General features: G+C 44.5%; 20 protein-coding genes. 5 read left to right on the top strand and 15 right to left on the bottom strand.

The window, feature by feature from the left end; all coding sequences use genetic code 11:
- Positions 1-207: integrase core domain-containing protein (locus DPF93_RS05245; protein ID WP_164675314.1), on the top strand; the 207-nt coding region annotated here is incomplete at its 5' end.
- Between the two features lie 42 nt (positions 208-249).
- Here DPF93_RS05245 and DPF93_RS05240 read toward each other — a convergent pair.
- Both DPF93_RS05240 and DPF93_RS05235 read right to left on the bottom strand, forming a co-directional pair.
- Positions 250-1,497, bottom strand: a complete 1,248-nt coding sequence (locus DPF93_RS05240; RefSeq protein WP_114765147.1) for an MDR family MFS transporter — start codon at positions 1,495-1,497, stop codon at positions 250-252.
- Positions 1,498-1,634: 137 nt separating this feature from the next.
- Positions 1,635-2,735, bottom strand: coding sequence for an MBL fold metallo-hydrolase (locus tag DPF93_RS05235; protein WP_244204684.1), 1,101 nt, complete (start codon positions 2,733-2,735; stop codon positions 1,635-1,637).
- 155 nt (positions 2,736-2,890) lie between these two features.
- On the opposite strand from DPF93_RS05235, the gene DPF93_RS05230 reads away from it, so the two are divergent.
- Positions 2,891-3,502, top strand: a complete 612-nt coding sequence (locus DPF93_RS05230) for a TetR/AcrR family transcriptional regulator (RefSeq protein WP_114765145.1) — start codon at positions 2,891-2,893, stop codon at positions 3,500-3,502.
- Between the two features lie 52 nt (positions 3,503-3,554).
- Here the strand turns inward: DPF93_RS05230 and DPF93_RS05225 are convergent, their stop codons facing one another.
- The 12 genes from DPF93_RS05225 to DPF93_RS05170 all read right to left on the bottom strand — a co-directional run bounded on the left by DPF93_RS05225 (position 3,555) and on the right by DPF93_RS05170 (position 14,675).
- Entirely contained in the window at positions 3,555-3,923 is a 369-nt protein-coding gene (locus DPF93_RS05225; RefSeq protein ID WP_114765144.1) for a VOC family protein, read from the bottom strand.
- Positions 3,924-3,967: 44 nt separating this feature from the next.
- Positions 3,968-4,393, bottom strand: coding sequence for a VOC family protein (locus DPF93_RS05220; protein WP_114765143.1), 426 nt, complete (start codon positions 4,391-4,393; stop codon positions 3,968-3,970).
- 30 nt (positions 4,394-4,423) lie between these two features.
- Positions 4,424-5,005 carry an NAD(P)H-dependent oxidoreductase gene (locus tag DPF93_RS05215; RefSeq protein WP_114765142.1) on the bottom strand — a complete coding sequence of 194 codons (582 nt, stop codon included), beginning with the start codon at positions 5,003-5,005 and terminating at the stop codon, positions 4,424-4,426.
- A 120-nt stretch (positions 5,006-5,125) separates the two neighbouring features.
- Positions 5,126-5,341 (bottom strand): VF530 family protein, encoded by a 216-nt coding sequence (locus DPF93_RS05210; protein WP_075649739.1) that lies wholly within the window; start codon positions 5,339-5,341, stop codon positions 5,126-5,128.
- Between the two features lie 143 nt (positions 5,342-5,484).
- Positions 5,485-7,389, bottom strand: coding sequence for a bifunctional metallophosphatase/5'-nucleotidase (locus DPF93_RS05205; protein WP_114765141.1), 1,905 nt, complete (start codon positions 7,387-7,389; stop codon positions 5,485-5,487).
- Positions 7,390-7,750: 361 nt separating this feature from the next.
- Positions 7,751-8,104 carry a 50S ribosomal protein L20 gene (gene rplT / locus DPF93_RS05200; protein ID WP_004401084.1) on the bottom strand — a complete coding sequence of 118 codons (354 nt, stop codon included), beginning with the start codon at positions 8,102-8,104 and terminating at the stop codon, positions 7,751-7,753.
- 40 nt (positions 8,105-8,144) lie between these two features.
- Complete coding sequence (rpmI, locus tag DPF93_RS05195) at positions 8,145-8,339, bottom strand: 50S ribosomal protein L35 (protein ID WP_114765140.1); 195 nt, start codon at positions 8,337-8,339, stop codon at positions 8,145-8,147.
- Positions 8,340-8,457: 118 nt separating this feature from the next.
- A complete protein-coding gene (gene infC / locus DPF93_RS05190; RefSeq protein WP_075705416.1) occupies positions 8,458-9,009 on the bottom strand; it encodes a translation initiation factor IF-3 in 552 nt (183 codons plus the stop codon).
- Between the two features lie 3 nt (positions 9,010-9,012).
- Complete coding sequence (gene thrS / locus DPF93_RS05185; protein WP_114765139.1) at positions 9,013-10,941, bottom strand: threonine--tRNA ligase; 1,929 nt, start codon at positions 10,939-10,941, stop codon at positions 9,013-9,015.
- Between the two features lie 273 nt (positions 10,942-11,214).
- The gene (locus DPF93_RS05180) at positions 11,215-12,843 is read right to left on the bottom strand and encodes a methyl-accepting chemotaxis protein (RefSeq protein ID WP_114765138.1); all 1,629 of its coding nucleotides are present in this window, start codon (positions 12,841-12,843) and stop codon (positions 11,215-11,217) included.
- 250 nt (positions 12,844-13,093) lie between these two features.
- Positions 13,094-14,086 (bottom strand): porin, encoded by a 993-nt coding sequence (locus DPF93_RS05175; RefSeq protein ID WP_114765137.1) that lies wholly within the window; start codon positions 14,084-14,086, stop codon positions 13,094-13,096.
- A gap of 148 nt (positions 14,087-14,234) precedes the next feature.
- Entirely contained in the window at positions 14,235-14,675 is a 441-nt protein-coding gene (locus tag DPF93_RS05170) for an Lrp/AsnC family transcriptional regulator (RefSeq protein WP_114765136.1), read from the bottom strand.
- A gap of 117 nt (positions 14,676-14,792) precedes the next feature.
- Between DPF93_RS05170 and DPF93_RS05165 the strand changes: the two genes are divergently transcribed.
- Together DPF93_RS05165 and DPF93_RS05160 are read left to right on the top strand one after the other, a co-directional pair.
- Positions 14,793-15,377, top strand: coding sequence for a LysE family translocator (locus tag DPF93_RS05165; RefSeq protein ID WP_114765135.1), 585 nt, complete (start codon positions 14,793-14,795; stop codon positions 15,375-15,377).
- A gap of 132 nt (positions 15,378-15,509) precedes the next feature.
- Positions 15,510-16,277 (top strand): siderophore-interacting protein, encoded by a 768-nt coding sequence (locus DPF93_RS05160; RefSeq protein ID WP_114765134.1) that lies wholly within the window; start codon positions 15,510-15,512, stop codon positions 16,275-16,277.
- 127 nt (positions 16,278-16,404) lie between these two features.
- On the opposite strand, the gene DPF93_RS05155 is transcribed toward DPF93_RS05160, so the two are convergent.
- The gene (locus tag DPF93_RS05155) at positions 16,405-17,277 is read right to left on the bottom strand and encodes a LysR family transcriptional regulator (RefSeq protein WP_075650599.1); all 873 of its coding nucleotides are present in this window, start codon (positions 17,275-17,277) and stop codon (positions 16,405-16,407) included.
- 183 nt (positions 17,278-17,460) lie between these two features.
- On the opposite strand from DPF93_RS05155, the gene DPF93_RS05150 reads away from it, so the two are divergent.
- Entirely contained in the window at positions 17,461-18,609 is a 1,149-nt protein-coding gene (locus DPF93_RS05150) for an S-(hydroxymethyl)glutathione dehydrogenase/class III alcohol dehydrogenase (RefSeq protein ID WP_075650601.1), read from the top strand.
- Positions 18,610-18,617 lie beyond the last annotated feature (8 nt).

The raw sequence follows: 18,617 nt of genomic DNA, 5'->3' as shown, positions 1-18,617 counted from the left end.
TGCTACCAGAATGCGTTAGCAGAGAGAGTCAATGGGATACTAAAACAAGAGTTCCTACTCAATAGGTGTCAAGACATCAAAGAGCTCAACCAACTAGTAAAAGAGTCTATTAGTATCTATAACAATATGAGACCACATCTTAGCCTCGGGATGAAAACCCCAAATGAGGTTCATGAAAAAAGCCAGCTGCTAACGCAGTTGGCTTAGCATAAAACTGTCAACGTATTTTAGGACGAGACAGATCGTTAACTATCGAAACACTGGCTCCTGTTGTTTGTCATCTTCATCAGTGCTCCCTTCAGCCCGCCAATAGAGCCATATCATCACTAAACTGACCAGTAAGCAGAGTATAAACAGCCAATAAGCACTAAAGTGCTCTATCATCAGACCGCCTATCCAAGGTCCGGCGGCAAAACCTAACGAGTACAAGGCTGCCGCACCAAAATACGAACCGCGTAAATGTGGCGGTGCTAAGCGGTCAATCTGTACATTTAAGGTAGGAAAAGCAATCACCTCGCCCAAACTAATCACAAAACAAGCTAGCGCCCAACCTATCGGATAATCAGCTGGTGTAAAGATAAAACCCACCTGTGCCAGCGCCATCAGTGACATACCAATTCTCGTGCGGGTAAATAGTGGTACTTTCTCCAACCACTTGAGCATAGGGAACTGGAATACAACAATGGTGAGCGTATTCACCAACACCAAGCTGGCAATAATCTTAGCCGCGTTTTCAGGGCTCTCGCGAACAATGACTTGCGGAATAGAAGACTCTAACTGCGCGTAAATAAACATCATCAGAAAATTAGCGATCAGCAGCAATAGGAAGATTCTGTCTTGGGCAATCACCCGCATTGCCGCGCGAAAGTTGGGTAAATTCGACGTATCCGGTCTGGTATAGCTGCCTTTGCGCTCAATACCGACTAAGATAAGCAGCAGATAAACAACAAACGCCGCCCCCGTGGCTAGAAACAAGAGCTGCGGTTTAGCTAAAGCGAGGGTTACGCCAAGCAAAGGGCCAATTGCGCCACCCAAATTAATCACAAAATAGCGGATATTGAGCGCTAGTTCGCGGTCTTTAACATCCGCAAGGTTATCACTTATCACCGCTTTAGAAGGCGCTTCTATCATAGGGCGCATTAATCCAGCCAGAACCACCAACAGATAAAATTGCCAAACTTCAGTGGCTAAACCTATTCCCGAAAATGCACCAGCAGCAATCGTGCTGCCAACCGCCATCACCAATTTGCGCCCAAACTTGTCAGATAGATAACCCGAATAAAGCCCGGTAATAGAAGCAATTAGAGCCGATATTGCCAGCATCGCCCCGACATCAACCGCAGAGACTGAATAATCTTGATAGAGAAACACAATCAAAAACGGCCAAGCCATAAAATAACTGGTGCGGGTGACCAAAACGCCAACCAGTACAGTCCAAATCGAAAAATTGAACCTCTTAACCCGCTGCCATTGAAACAAACTCTGCTCAGCTTCCATAACCACCTCCATGTGAACTTAATCACACTACATGATTTTGTATAAGATTGAAAAGAGCTTATATTTCACACAAAGAAAAACAGACCAAATAACTGGTCTGCTTCGATAATTCTTTATTTAATAGCTAGTTGTATTAACTAGCTTTGAAAACCTAACTTGGCTTTCGACAGTGTATACTCTGGCTTATTCCACCAATCTCTAGTATTTATTGCTGAATGTAATTCAAAGCTTTCACCCACCATTGGCGTAATAAGTTTGGCATCAATTTTTTGCACTTCTTCAATCAAATCATAAATAGGTTCATCCCAATAATGGGAGAACAACTCATAAGTTGACCAATGCACCGGCATTAACACTTTTGCGTTGAGATCTTGGTACGCGTTAGCAGTATGTCGCGCCTGCATATGTCCCCAGTTCTCGACAGGGAAACCTTTGCCATCTTTCACATTCGCCGCCACTTCAATAAAGGCAATATCAAACGGACCGAAACGCTCACCAATCTGTTTGAAATGGTTGTCGTAAGCAGTGTCGCCACTGTAAAACAGAGAGTCGCTTGCACCTTTTATGACCCACGAGGCCCACAGCGTTGAATTGGAATCAAATCCAGTTCTGCCAGAATTATGATTCGCGGGAGCGGCGATAAGCTCAACACTGCCAACTTTAGCCGATTGCCACCAGTCCAACTCTTCAATCTTCTCTGGTGAAACACCCCATTTTTCCAAGTGACGACCCACTGCTAGCGGCACAATAAACTGCACATCTTTATTGGCATAAAAACGCACCGTCGCTTCTTCAAGATGATCATAATGATCATGAGAAATAATAATTGCGTCAGGTATCGGAAGTGCGTCACGTTGAATTGGCGCGGCAACATTACGTGCGAACATACCTTTCGCAAACCAAGGGGAAGCATAATCAAACACCGGATCAACCAGCAATTTTTTGCCATCCAACTCGATGAACAAGCTCGAATGACCAAGCCAAGTGATCCTTGGAGAGATTGCGACTGTGTTAAACAAGCTTACATCGACCGCTTGATAGGGCAATGGCGCACTTGGTTTAAGCGATGAGCGTTGCAAAAAGAACTTTTTCATCACACTCGCCATGCTTTCATTACTCATAACCCTAGGTAAACGGCTAACAACTTTACCGTTATGAAATTGAGGAGATTGTGCAATACGCTGTTGGCGCACCTTTTCACTCGCTAGCCTTGCCTGTGAGTGAGCAAAAGGATTCATTTTCTCGATCAACTGATAAACGACTGAATTTGTAAGCTTGCCCATTTTTATGACCTATTCACTATCTAAAAAAGTAAACGATGGTGTATACTTTAGGAACTAATTAATTAAAAGTAAACACCATCGTTTACTTTTATTCTGAGTGAAGATGAGCCATGGTAAAGATTAGCGATTTAAAACAAGAAGATATCATCAATTCCGCCATTCAAGTTTTCTCTCAAAAAGGCTTTGAGCAAGCCAGTATGGAAGGTATTTCCAAGCAAGCTGGTGTTTCCAAACGCACGCTTTACAAGTACTACCCGAATAAAGACGCTCTGTTTGAAGTCATTGTAGATAAGATGATATGTCGCTTTGATGACCAAACTACGGCGAAATTTGAACCTTCTGTGTCAATTGAACAGCAGCTCACTGACTTAACCCTTAAGCAGCTTTGCTATATCAATACCGAAGATTTCCAAATGACTGCGCGCATGGTTATGGCTGAGTGTATTCGCTGTCCCAAAGCATCAAGTATGCTCATGAGAAAGTTTAGTGCAATTGAAGACTGCTATGGCTTGCATGAATGGGTACGCCAAGGCATCGCTGCGAAGCATCTTGAAGTGAATAATATTACTTTGGCGGTTGAACAGTACATTGGCAGTATCAAAGCTGTGGTATTTTGGCCGCAATTGCTGGCTCACCAAACGCCACCTAGTTGTGATGAGTTAAAGTTAACCATAGAAGCCGCCGTGAAGGGGTTTGTCGCGACCTACAAAGTAAGCAAGTGAACATGAGTCCAGCGCGCTCTCCTGCGCTGAACTTTAATCAAACGACGTTTACTTAAGGATAGACACTGACTTCGACCAAGTTGAGGTCAGGGTCTGAAAAGTAAACCGAGGTAATCGCACCCAAGGCACCAGACTTCGTCACAGGACCTTCAACAATTTCAACCTGCTGTAGCTCTAAGTGCTTAATCACTTGCTCTAGTGACCAATCAGTAATCAAACACAAATCACCTGAACCAACCCGAGCAAGGTTGCGTGGCTCTTGCCCAAGCCGTTGAAAATTGATTTTTTGCTGACCAAACCTCACCGCTCGACGACCATTGGCAAAAGTCACTGGCTCCATCATTAAGACTCTTTGGTAAAACTCTACAGAGCGCTCAATATCAGCCACTGTCAGCACAATATGATCAAAGCGACTAATCATCACTTTCTCCTTATATCTCGTCCAACAAAGATATGATTAGAGTATTATCGGCTGTGCCTTTTGGCTATCGGATGATCAGGGTTTAGTTGTAAGAGATCCCATAAATTACCATACAGATCTTCAAAAACCGCCACTGTGCCATAATCGGCTTCTTTCGGCTCTCGCACAAATGTGATGCCAAGAGAAACCATACGCTGATAATCTCGCCAGAAATCATCGGTATTGAGAAATAAAAATACCCTTCCACCTGCTTGATTGCCGATAAACTCCAACTGTTTAGGCTTAGATGCGCGAGCCAATAGTAACGTTACACCGTTCGATCCTGGTGGTGACACCACAACCCAGCGCTTATCTTGCTCAGGTTGATAGCTGTCTTCAATCAACTCAAAGTTAAGCTTGTTGACATAAAAATCGATCGCTTCATCGTAATCTCTCACAACTAGCGCAATATGTACGATAGATTGCTGCAAAGTCCTTTCCTATCTTTCAGTTACTGTTGGTTAAAACTCAGCTTTGATCTTACGAACAAAAGAGTCAACTTGCACTTGAGTCAAGCTCTCGCTTTTGTAGAGTGACAACATCTTAAATTTGCAGCGCTTGGCACAGGCACCAAGTAAAGCAATTTTAAAGATGCGCTTTACTGGCTGCCAGAGAACGAGTTTGTCGACCCACCAAGGCGAGCCTAAAGTGGTAATGATTTTGACTTCTTTAAGGTTATCTAAGCGCGGTTGAATCGCCCCTAAATCAGAGGCATGATCATAAGCATGTCCTGGGGCCCATACACGGTCAAACCAGCCTTTTAGTATCGCGGGAAAGCCAAACCACCAAGTAGGAAAAATCAGCACCAAGGATTCGGCTTGCTTAAGTTGATCAATTTGTTGCTCAACTCCGTCGACATCAAAATTGGCAGCGTAGTAACTCTCACGCTCTGCTCGGCTCAAGCTAGGTTCGAATGCTTGCTGATATAAATCGAGCAATTCGACTTGGTAGCCTTTTGACTCGAGATGGTTTATCGCCTCATGGCTCAAATGATGACAGAGGCTTTGTTTCACTGGATGAGCGACCACCACTAAACACTTCATAAATCTTCCTTAATTTTATCAACTGCTTAATCTTTCAACATAGTGCCGAAAGATTTAGGTCAACTCAACAACGGAAAAGTGGTTTAGAAGATTTCGCTAAAAGTGCTGATTTATCTGCTGTTAACTAAAGGTATTGATATATAGCGCTTCAACTTTATCGCGAGCCCATTGGGTTTTACGCAGGAACTTAAGCGATGACTTGATCGATGGATCTTTACTGAAGCAGTTGACTCTCACTTCATCGTAAAGCCCTGCCCAGCCATAATGTTCTACAAGACGAGTTAGGATCTTTTCTAAAGACAGACCATGAAGTGGATTGTTTGGTTGATTGTTCATGAAGCTAGGCTTCCTTCGCTAACAAATAATTAATTTACCCGCATCATACCAAGTGCTGCGCCAGTTACCTATTTAAACTACAGCGAGAACGGAAAAAGCCCAGCGTTACGCTAGGCTTTGCATATAGAGGATTCGAGCCTTGATTAGTTCAGTGCTTGAATCAGCTTGATCTCGCGCTGCAGATTAATCTTTTCTGCTTTGGAAGCTTGCTTCAAACTGGCTTTACGCTCCGCAATCGCTTGTTGCACAGCTTGGTCATTATCAAACATCAGCGCCTTAACGTTAATGGAAGCAATGTTGGTGTAGCGACCATCTTCACTCATTGGCACATCAATTTCGCCTGCGTTGATCAGTGATTTGACCACTTCACGCTGCTCAGCATATTGTTTGTCTAGACCTGCCAAATGCCAGCGTGTCATTACTTTACCTTGGTAACTGCCCTTTTTCTCTTCGCTTAGGTACTTAATGGTCAAATTACGGATAGTACCCGCTTCTTCACCATATTCAGCTTCAGTATCAAATAGCACTGGGAATTGACGGTTTTCTAGTACCCCACCTTTCTTGGTCAAATGCCCCATACGGTAGCTATTCATGCCAAGACGAATTTCTGTCTCATCGGTGATCACTGTGCCATCAGCAAACTTAAGCTCATTAATGCGTTCACCTTTAGGCTGAGTCAAATCAATGGTGTAAGTCACGCCAGCAAAGAAATCATTGGTTGAATACTTAGATGCACGGCGGATGGGATCAAAACTATAGGTGACGTCGCCAGGTACCACCGAATTGAAGTAGCCTGCCGACCATTCCATATAGGTTTTCAGCTCTTTACCTGTCATCTGATAAACCGTGATTTCGCCACCAGCATACTGGTAGTTGTAAGCGATATCTTTAGCTTTGATCGCCCCCACATCCAACTCAGCGTTGTCATTGTCTATTTGCAAAGCAATCACGTTTGCTTTCGGTGCATAGAAGAAGCTTGCTTCTTGGAATAGCGCGCTGATACCCGTATCTTGGATATGAACTTGAGGAATACCGCGAATCTCGTTTTCTGGTACTAAATCCACGCCAGTAAGCTCTGCCACTGCGCGGTTTGCCATTTCACGCAATCGCTTGTGGTAAGGTTGGTAAAGTTCATCCATCTGCTCATCAGACTCGGTACCACTGATTTTATAGGTGTAACTGTCTTTATTAATCAGATTGAACTTGCCATCACGCTCTTCAAATTGCAGATCAATGCGAGAAAGCGCGCGACCATATTTATCTGGTTCAGTAATGATCACACCATTGACCACCGCTTTGTCGATACGCGTATGCATGTGTCCAGCTACGATCGCGTCAAGCTCTGGGTTCGCATTAGCAATGTCAGTCACGCCCGTGTTGGCAATATCGTTCTCGTTATCGAGTCCCATATGCGCAACCAATACAATGGCATCTACCTGACTGTCAATTTGCTCGATAACCTTCTTAACTTCTAAGGTAGGGTTAGTGAACGTCACACCCTCAAGCCGATTGGTGCCTTCAGCAAATACTTGTGTCATTGGCGTATCCATACCAATGACGCCAATTTTGATCCCACCGCGTTCAATGATGGTATAGCCAGGAAGAAAAGGATTACCATCCGGGCGTTTAATATTGCCACCCAATGATTGACCTTTAAATTGGTTTAGAGAGCGATCGAGTACTTTTAAACCAAAATCAAATTCATGGTTACCGAGAACCCAAACGTCGTATTTCATGTGGTTGAAACCTAACACCATCGGATCGATAGGTTCCTCCTTGAAAGTCTCAACAAAGTTACCTTGAATGGTATCACCAGCATCGACCAAAATGGTATTCGGTGTTTGTTCGCGTATCTCTGCAACTTTGGTTGCAATTTGGCTCAAGCTGCCGCGCATATTCAGTTTGTCAGCGGCGTAATCCCAAGCCATAAAATGACCATGCAGATCCGAGGTACCTAATACGGTAACTTGATGGATATCGCCATCAGCGGCAAAAGTAGGAAAGGCTAAAGAGAGTAAAATCGCGCTAGATAAGATGTGCTTTTTCATTATTTGTATTCATCTGGTTGTAAATAAATCATGCGCATACTAGTAAAGCCAGCCAAGTTCTAACGTGATCCTCATCGACTATTACTAAAAGCTAGCGATCAGGTTTTCATTATTACGTGAATTAAATCTTGTTTAAAACAGAATATGTAACTATCAATTGCCAGTATATTCAGACAAAACACTGCGAGAGTATATATTTTCACTTTAGCTATAGAGGGGTAGCTTGGAGGTTTATAGCGCTAAATTGCGTTGGCAGCTTGTGTAGGTTCAACGTGGAAAAGGTTGAGGTATAAAGGATACAAATGACAGGCAAGAAAAAAGGGAAGCCTAAGCTTCCCTTTTCTTAAACCTAAACTGCTAATTAAAGAGCAGCTTTCGCTTTTTCAACTAGTACAGCAAATGCTGCTTTGTCGAATACTGCGATGTCAGCAAGAATCTTACGGTCGATCTCGATAGATGCTTTCTTAAGACCGTTGATGAAACGGCTGTAAGATAGACCATTTTGACGAGATGCAGCGTTGATACGTGCAATCCATAGTTGACGGAATTGACGTTTCTTGTTGCGACGGTCACGGTAAGCGTATTGACCAGCTTTAGTAACTGCTTGGAAAGCTACGCGGTAAACACGTGAACGTGCACCGTAGTAACCTTTAGCTTGTTTTAGAACTTTCTTATGACGTGCACGAGCTTGTACACCACGTTTTACGCGAGGCATTATGCTTCTCCTAAACTAAACGATTGATAACTAAAAAGAATTAAGCGTATGGCATCATACGAGCAACTGCAGCCACTTCACAACGTGGAAGGATTGCATTTGGACGTAGCTGACGCTTGTTCTTAGTAGTACGCTTAGTCAGGATGTGACGTTTAGTAGCGTGCTTGTACTTAATACCACCAGCAGTTTTCTTGAAACGCTTAGCAGCACCTTTGTTGGTTTTCATCTTAGGCATGATGAATAACTCCGCATTGTTGAGTTGTTTATAACAATAGTAATTAGGGCGAACAAAACCCAGCCGCCAGACCTTTTCGGGTCAACGGCTGGGTTTTCTTACTTGTAAAAGCCGTTAATTACTTCTTTTTAGGGGCTAGAACCATGATCATCTGACGGCCTTCAATCTTCTTAGGGAAAGATTCAACCACTGCAAATTCTTCAGTGTCCTCTTTCAGACGATTTAGTACGTCAACACCGATGTCTTGGTGAGCCATCTCACGGCCACGGAAGCGAATTGTTACCTTCACTTTGTTGCCGTCTTCTAGGAAACGCGTCAGGTTGCGTAGTTTTACCTGATAGTCTCCAATGTCAGTTCCAGGACGGAATTTAACTTCCTTAATCTGAACCTGCTTTTGCTTTTTCTTCTGCTCTTTAGCAGACTTGCTCTTTTCAAAGAGGAATTTGCCGTAGTCCATCACGCGACAGACTGGTGGCTCAGCGTTAGGACTGATCTCAACAAGATCCATACCTGCTTCTTCAGCAGCTTGGATTGCTTCTTGGATCGATACAACACCAACTGATTCACCGTCAGCGCCAGTTAAACGAACTTCACGAACGCCACGAATTTCACCGTTCAAACGGTGCGGGTTTGTTTTTACCGGCTGTTGGCCGCGTCTTCCGCCTTTAATAGCTTATTCCTCCAGATTGAGCTTACGGCTAGCGATCTCGTCTTGGATGTATGCGATAAAGTCATCCACTTTGAATTTGCCGAGATCCTTACCTTTACGAGTACGTACTGCAATTTCGCCAGCTTCCATCTCTTGGTCGCCACAAACTAGTAAGTACGGTACACGCTTTAAAGTGTGTTCGCGGATTTTAAAGCCAATCTTCTCATTTCTCAAGTCCGCTTTAGCTCTAATTCCACTTTTTTGTAGTTTTTGAGCAACTTCTTGTGCGTAGTCAGCCTGTTTGTCAGTAATATTCATGATTACTGCTTGTTCTGGCGCCAACCAAGTTGGGAAGAAGCCCGCGTAGTCTTCGATAAGAATACCGATGAAACGCTCTAGAGAGCCTAGAATTGCACGGTGAATCATCACTGGCACTAGACGCTCGTTGTTTTCACCTACGTAAGTTGCACCAAGGCGACCAGGTAGGTTGAAGTCTAGCTGAACGGTACCACATTGCCATGCACGGTCTAGACAGTCGTATAGCGTGAATTCAATCTTAGGACCGTAGAATGCACCCTCGCCTTCTTGAATCTCGTATGGGATTTCCATGGATTCTAGCGACAGTTTTAGTGCTTCTTCAGATTGATCCCAGATCTCATCTGAACCTACACGCTTCTCAGGGCGAGTAGACAGTTTCACTACGATGTTATCGAAACCAAATGTTTGGTACGTATCGTAAACCATCTTAATACAGCTGGTTACTTCCTCTTGGATTTGGCTCTCTGTACAGAAGATATGCGCGTCATCCTGAGTAAAGCCACGTACACGCATAATGCCGTGTAGTGCACCAGATGGTTCGTTACGGTGACATGAGCCAAACTCAGCCATACGTAGCGGTAGATCACGGTAAGATTTCAGACCTTGGTTAAAGATCTGAATGTGACCTGGACAGTTCATTGGTTTTAGTGCGTAGTCACGGTTCTCTGAAGAAGTCGTGAACATCGCATCTGCGTATTTGTCCCAGTGACCTGAACGTTCCCAAAGAACGCGGTCCATAATCAGTGGACCTTTAACTTCTTGGTAGCCGTATTCGTTTAGCTTGTCGCGTACAAATACTTCTAGATCACGGAAGATAGACCAACCATTGTGGTGCCAGAACACCATACCCGGTGCTTCTTGCTGCATGTGGAATAGATCCAGTTGCTTACCAAGTTTACGGTGGTCACGCTTCGCTGCTTCTTCCAGACGAGTAAGGTGCGCTTTTAGCGCTTTCTTATCATGGAAAGCGGTACCGTAGATACGTTGCAGCATCTTGTTGTCGCTGTTACCACGCCAGTATGCGCCTGCAACATTCAGTAGAGTGAAGTGTTGACAGAAGCCCATGTTTGGCACGTGTGGACCACGACACATGTCGATGTATTCTTCGTGATGGTATAGACCCGGACGATCGTCGCGAGACACGTTCTCATCCAAGATTTCCATCTTGTAAGTTTCGCCACGCGCTTCAAATGTGTCGCGCGCTTCCTGCCAGCTTACTTTCTTTTTAACAACTTCGTACTTGGTTTTCGCTAGCTCTTTCATGCGCTTTTCGATCTTTTCAAGATCTTCTTGCGTTAGCGATTCTTCTAGATCGATGTCGTAGTAGAAGCCATTGTCGATGGTAGGACCAATCGCCATTTTCGCATTTGGGTAAAGCTGCTTAATTGCGTGACCAAGAAGGTGAGCACAAGAGTGACGAACGATCTCTAGACCGTCTACTTCATCTTTTACAGTGATGATTTCTAGGCTTGCATCTTCTTCGATTAGATCACATGCATCAACGCGTTGGCCATTCACACGACCCGCGATGGTTGCTTTTGCAAGACCTGGACCGATTGATTGAGCCACTTCTAGAGTAGATACTGGGTTGTCAAATTGACGCTGACTGCCGTCAGGAAGTGTAATAATAGGCATTTTTTATCCTTACAGTGGTGTTGCATACCAAGCAACACTTGCTGGTTTTAACCATGTCAAAGATATGAAATGGTTAGTAAATTTGGTTGTTTGACTCGTAGTCAGAGACAAATACGGATGCCCCTTTCTACGAACAAGCGCACATTGTAACTGAAGTCAGCAAAATAACAATCAAAGTCACAAAATTAAGCAAACAACGAACTGGTAAGCATAAGCGTACAGGCATAAAAAAACCGGCTGAGAAAACTCAACCGGTTTGCAAACTCACTTCAATTACAGCTTGAAGAATGAGAGCTGCGCTTTTTGCTTCTCAGCTAGTTGCGAGAGCTCGTTGCTCGCTGCCGCACTTTGGCTAATACCCGACACATTCTGGCTCACTAGCTCTGACATGTTGACCACATTACGGCTGATATCTTGCGTCACTTGCGATTGTTGCTCAGCGGCAGTCGCTACCTGTGTATTGGTATCATTAATGCGAGAAACCGCATCAGTAATGCCAAGCAACATATCATTTGCATGACGCGCCAGTTCATTGTTCTTGTCTAACATATCGAGGCTAAGCTGCATGCTTTCATTCGCTACGCCTGATTGTTTTTGCAGTTCTTCAATAATGCCTTGAATTTCCACCGTCGAAGCCTGTGTGCGTGCAGCCAGCATACGCACTTCATCGGCTACTACGGCAAAACCACGACCAGATTCGCCAGCACGGGCCGCTTCAATCGCAGCATTCAATGCCAGCAAGTTGGTTTGTTCTGAGATACCGCTGATCACTTCAATCACATTGTTGATCTGTTCTGATTGCTCTTTCAGCTTGCTCACCACGTCCGCCGCATCGCTTAGCGCGTAGCTCATCTTCTCACTTGCCGCGCTGCTTTCTGCAAAAGTTGCCAATGCCGTTTGTGCCAATTGGTCAGTATCACGTGCGGTACTGTCGGCAACTTGCGCGTTGTCACTGACGTTATCAGCTGTACAAGAGAGTTCATTAACTGCCGAAGCCACTTGTTCGATCTCAGACATTTCCTGTTGAGCATTTTGCTCCGCTTGCGTCATAACAGCAGCAAGCTCTGTTGACGCAGATGCCACTTCTTCACTAATGCGAATAAGCTGATCAACGGTGTGAGAGAGTTGCTCAACGGTTAAGTTAACGTCTTTGCTAAGGGCTGAAATTTCGTTTTCGCCATCTTCATCGGCACGTACCGAAAGTTCACCGCGGGCAATTTTGCGCATCACACCCTGTAAAGTTTGTACTGGTGCGACAATCAAGCCAGATAGAATCCATGCCACCATCAGTGAAACGACAAACACGCTGATCACCACCCACATTGCCGTCGTTTGAACTTGGCGGTTTGCTTTATCGCTCTCAGCCATCGCAATATTTGCCGCTGCATTTACACGTTGGGAAAGATCGTTAATCGCTTTGACCATCACATCGCCTGACTTACGGTATTGAGCGATGAACGCATTGTATTCGGTCTCTGAAACCAAACCTTGATCGCGACGATCGAAAAAGCTTACCGCTTGATAGGAGTTATCTACATAGTCACTAATCGCACGTTCAACTTTGACTAAGTCGCTATTGAACGAACCACGTCGTGCCATCGCGTCGAGATCCAGCTCGATCAAGTCCATACCGCGTTTCAGCTCAGTAATAAAGTCATCACGACGCGATGCATCATAGATAGCGTAAACGGCGCTTATACGCAGCGGATAAATAATGTCATCGATATGAGCAAGTTTATCGGTATAGAAAACTTGCGAATCGGTATTTTGCGCAATCTTTGCTTGTTCTTGCTGTAGAGCATTTTGCGTGATCCACAAAGCAACAAATAACGCGACAGTAGTAAGCAGTACTGGTAACAATACCTGCTTACGAATAGAAAGGTTTTTCAACGAAAAGAGCATGCCTAGCCTCAGGTTTATAACTACTGTTCGCATCCATGCCATAAGAAATATTCCACCCACAATCAGGGGGGCGCGGAGTGTATTACAATTAGTAACACCAAGTCTAGACTTTAACTCACTAATATTTATAGCTTTCCTCTCCCCTTTCATGGGTTCGGACAAAAAGAGCAATAAGCAAGCAAGTGGTTATAGAGCTCTCAGACAAAAAAGCCAGAGCAAATGCTCTGGCCAAGGCAGTATTAAAGCACTATTAGAAATCGTAGCGAACGCCTAGACGTAAGGTATCTTCACCTTGAGTGACCACACCTTGCGCATCTTTTAGTTCATCAAGATTGTTGATGTAGTAAGAAAGGTAAGTGCGGAAGTTACTGTTGAACTTGTAGTAGCCGACTAGCTCAATGCCATCAACATCATCTTCTTTGCTGCCATTCGCCAACTCATTTTCTTGGTAAGTGTAAAGAGCGGCTGCAGAGAACTCTTTGCTAAATTGGTATTGGGCAACAAATTCCATTGCTTCAAATTCTTTGTTATCGGTACCCGTCGCTTTATCATCGATATCACCTTGTGAGTAAGTACCGGCGAGGTATAGATTCTCAAGAGTAAATCCAAGACCAAACAAGACTTGAGATTCACTACCAGCATTAGCACCTAGGTCACCGCCAGACAACGCTAAACCAACATCTAAGCCAAATGGCGCAGAGTAAACACCGGAAATGCCGTAAGCGTCATTATCTTCCGCTTCTTGTGCTTGGTAAGTCGCTTGAACTTGTAAAGCATCCGCTTCTAATCGGTAAGCAAACACGCTGTCTCGCTTATCTTTCGCCGGGCGAATCACTTGCTGAACACCCGAAAACTCAGTGATATCGGTAAAATCAGACACAATAACTGCTGCCATATCTTGACGACCAAATGACACAGCTTGACCACCAAAATCAACACCTGCATACATATAACGATTGTCAAAAGTGCTGGTGCCCGTATCTTGCTCGGCTTCATAGACCGCGAACGCCGTCATTGATTCATTGATCTCAGATTTACCTTTAAGATTTAGACGGGCACGCGTGCTATCTGCCATTGTGCCTTCAATCTCTGCACCATCTGAATTACCAATAAAGTCTCCACGAAACTCAACGCGACCACCCACTTTCAACTCTGTTCCTTCAGAACTGTAAACTTTTGCGGCTAATGCTGAACCTGAAGTTAGACCGGCTAAAACGGCTAATGCCACTGCTGCGTGTTTCATTTTTCTTTCCCTAATAGATGAATGGTGAGCTTATCGCTCTGTGTTTGAATACCCATTAACCTAGAGGAGAAAAATGAACCTCAAGTGGCACATTTGTTATAATTATGTTTAATAAATTATTGATTTACATGAAGGATACATGAATCAGCTAACGCTCATCTTTTGGTGAGGCCATCACCACCATGGTGGCAATTGAATTCACAAACTCACATTCACCCAACACATCGGCATGAAATTTCTTGTAGCTGATCAAATCTTGCGTTTCCACCCGCAGTAAATACTCATTAGCGCCGGTAATGCTATGGCACTCGACAACTTCATCAACGAAACTCACGTGCTCTTCAAAAGCTAGTTGAGCTTGCTTAGTATGGTTAGATAAACCAATTGAGACATAAGCAATAAAACCGATCCCTAATTCACTGGTGTTCAGCTTGGCTTTATACCCAGCAATCACGCCACGCTTTTCCAACTCTTGTACCCGTCGTAATGTTGCTGAAGGCGACAAGCCAATCCTTTCGGCCAACTCTACGTTGGCAATCCGCCCATCTTTTTTAAGCTCTTGCAATATTCTTTCGTCAAATCTATCCATAGTGACTCTATATTGTGAATTTCAACTTTATCTGCGCAATAAAAGCACAAAATTGAGCCTGCTTCTACGTAGACTGTTTCTTAACCGATAGATTTCACAATTTGGAGTGTGCATATTATGCAATGGGAACATTTGACCGCGTTGGCTCTGTTTGCCTTTGTTTCTACCTTTACCCCTGGTCCAAACAACTTAATGTTGATGACCTCAGGCGCCAATGTTGGCTTCAACCGAACCTTGCCGCATATGCTGGGCATCACGATTGGCTTTCCTGTGATGGTGGTGCTTGTCGGCTTCGGGTTGGTCGAAGTATTTGATCGTTATCCCATCATCCACCAAGTGCTCAAAGCACTCAGTTTGGCTTACCTGTTCTATTTGGCGTATCAGATTGCTCGTAGCCAGCCTCCACAAGAAGCAGACACCTACAAACCCTTGAGTTTTTTGCAAGCGGCGAGCTTCCAATGGGTCAACCCAAAAGGTTGGTCAATGGCGTTAACTGCCGTCACGGTTTATAACCCCAACAACAGTTTGTTTGGCTTGGCACTGATTGCGGTGATTTACGCGCTAGCTAATATTCCATCTGGCACCTTTTGGATCATTGCAGGTAAGCAACTGCAATACTTCCTCACAAGTGCAAAACGTATTCGGCTATTTAACTACTCAATGGCAACCTTGTTGGTCGCCTCCACCATTCCTATGATCTAACCAAGAGCCAAAAACGAGTAGCTAAACTGCACAGCATCAACGTAACAAATGTAAATTAGTTAAAAGATGCTGTGTAGCAAGCTTAAGCGGTGGTAATCTAAATGAGAAGAAGAATACTTATCGAGTACCACAATGCAAACAACGCCATCTCAAGCTGTTACGGTTCGTAGTAACCAAATCATTACCCCAAACATGCAACGCCTTGTTCTTCAAGGCGACGTTCTAGCTAACTTCCCTGCAGATTGTGAAGGCGGCTACATCAAGCTGCTATTCAATGCACTCGGTGACACCGACCTTTCAAGTGTTGCTGAAGGTGAGCGCCCAGTAATGCGTACTTACACCATTCGTCGCTTTATGCCACAAGAAAACGCTATCGAAGTCGATTTTGTTCGCCACCTCACTGCCGATAACCAGTGTGGTTTCGCATCACGTTGGGCAATGAATGCACAAGTGGGTGACACGATTGAAATTCGCGGTCCGGGTTCTATCTCAAACCTAAATCTTGCGGCTGATTGGTTTGTCTTTGCGGCTGATATGACAGCTTTACCTGCACTGTCGGTAAAAGTGAAGCAACTGCCAGCGGATGCGAAAGGCTACGCAGTGATCCAAGTGGTAAGTGAAGAAGACGTGCAACCGCTAGAAGTACCTGCTGGTATTGAGGTCCACTGGGTAACGGAAGAGCTCTCGCAAGCGGTTCGTGCTTTACCTTGGCAAGATGGTCAAGCTTCAGCTTGGGTCGCATGTGAATTCGATTCAATGCGTGGACTGCGCCAGTACCTTCGTAACGAGAAAGCGCTTGAACGCGACTATATCTATATCAGCAGCTACTGGAAACAAGGCGTGGCTGAAGATGGTCATAAGGTTATCAAGCAGCAAGATGCTCAAGAGAACGACCAGTAATCTCTAACAAACGATGTTTTGTTTGCATTAGACCTTCATTGCCGGCGTGACAGGTCGGCAATGCATAGCAAAAGCCTCACTTTTTTGAGGCTTTTACATCCAACATATATCTCTTCATTACGAGATGCTATTCCGCCATACGCTCAGCAAGGAAATCAATTAACAAACGCACTTTCGGTGATAGGTTACGGTTTTGCGGATACAGAGCCCAAATCCCCTCCCTCTCGTCGCGATACTCCTTAAGCACTTCAACCAACTCGCCACTATCTAAGGCACTTTGCACATAATAGTCCGGTAGCTGAATCAAACCGAGCCCGCGCTTCGAAGCATCCATAAGTGCAAACCCAGAGTTACACTGAATTCGACCACTCACTCGAACCGATTTTTCACTGTTGTTTTGTCTAAAACGCCAATGTGCCATATTGCTGACTAAGCATTGGTGATGTACCAATTCTGACAAGCTATGAGGCGCGCCATATTTTTCAATGTATTCAGGACTGGCACAAACATACAGTTGGCGTGAAGCCAGTCTTTTCGCCACTAGCGTCGAATCACGCAGACGACCAAGACGGATTGCCACATCAAACCCAGCTTCAATTAAGTCCACTGTTTGGTTGGATAGATCCAATTCCAAATCAATTTGCGGATAACTCAGTAAAAATTCATTCAGTAAAGGGGCAACATGCATTTCGCCATAAGTGACTGGGGCAGTAATTTTAATCTTACCTTTCGGCACTGCTTGTAAGTCTGTTACCGCAAGCTCAGCGAGCTCCAATCCTTCCACTAAAAGCTTACATTGTTCAAAGTACACCATGCCCGCTTCCGTTAAGGTGACTTTACGTGTGGTGCGATTAAGTAGCTTAACCGCTAAACGCTCTTCCAATGCAGAGACTCGGCGACTGATTTGCGCCACTGAGGTATTCAGTTTTTTCGCCGCGCCAGTGAAACTAAAGGTTTCTGCCACCGCAACAAATTCACTCACCCCTTCCCAACTTGCCATAGTAAACTCTCATTATTACACATACGTAAAAATCATTTACATAATAGCCCGATTATCATTTGAAATGAAATACCTAAAATAAGCACCATCTTGTTGAGGCAGCAACGCAGCAAAACCTCAACTACCTTTAATAGATTATTCGATGCCGGTGTTAAGCACGGGCAACACTAGAAGGAAAACGCAATGGCGCTTGAAATCAAACCAGGTCAAACTCACATCAAATCAAAAGCTATGGTTGCTTGGGCAGCTGGCGAACCATTAAAAATGGAAGAAGTTGATGTTCAACTTCCAAAAGCAGGCGAAGTATTAGTTCGCATCGTAGCAACTGGCGTATGTCACACTGACGCATTCACTCTTTCAGGTGACGATCCAGAAGGTATCTTCCCTTCAATTCTTGGTCACGAAGGTGGCGGTATCGTTGAAATGGTTGGTGAAGGCGTAACGAGCGTTGAAGTTGGCGACCACGTTATCCCTCTTTACACCGCTGAATGTGGTGAATGTAAGTTCTGTAAATCGGGTAAAACTAACCTATGCCAAGCCGTTCGTGAAACGCAAGGTAAAGGTCTAATGCCTGACGGTACTAGCCGCTTCTCAATCAACGGTGAAACTATCTTCCACTACATGGGTTGTTCAACTTTCTCTGAGTACACAGTACTGCCAGAAATTTCATTGGCGAAAGTAAACAAAGAAGCACCACTTGAAGAAGTTTGTCTACTAGGTTGTGGCGTAACCACAGGTATGGGTGCGGTACTAAACACAGCGAAAGTAGAAAAAGGCGACAACGTTGCAGTATTTGGTTTAGGCGGTATCGGTCTATCTGCAATCATCGGTGCTCGCATGGCTGGTGCAAACCGCATCATCGGTGTTGACATCAACGAGAGCAAATTTGAGCTAGCAAAACAACTTGGCGCAACTGACTGCATCAACCCAATGAAATTCGATAAACCAATCCAAGACGTGATCGTTGAGATGACTGACGGTGGTGTTGAATATTCATTTGAATGTATCGGTAACGTTAACGTGATGCGTCAAGCACTAGAGTGCTGCCACAAAGGTTGGGGCGAATCAGTGATCATCGGCGTTGCTGGTGCAGGTCAAGAGATCTCTACTCGTCCATTCCAACTTGTTACTGGTCGCGTATGGCGTGGTAGTGCGTTTGGCGGTGTTAAAGGTCGTTCTGAGCTACCAGAGATCGTTGAGCGTTACATGGCGGGTGAATTTGGTTTGCAAGAGTTCATCACTCACACCATGGGTCTACAAGACGTAAACGAAGCATTCGAACTGATGCACAAAGGTGAATCAATCCGTACTGTTCTACATATGGATAAATAATTCCACCC

Origin of the sequence: Vibrio rhodolitus (genome assembly GCF_003350325.1) — a bacterium.
Classification (GTDB): Bacteria; Pseudomonadota; Gammaproteobacteria; order Enterobacterales; family Vibrionaceae; genus Vibrio; species Vibrio rhodolitus.
Note: the sequence above shows the minus strand (reverse complement) of the source record. Positions and strands in the feature narration are given on the sequence as shown.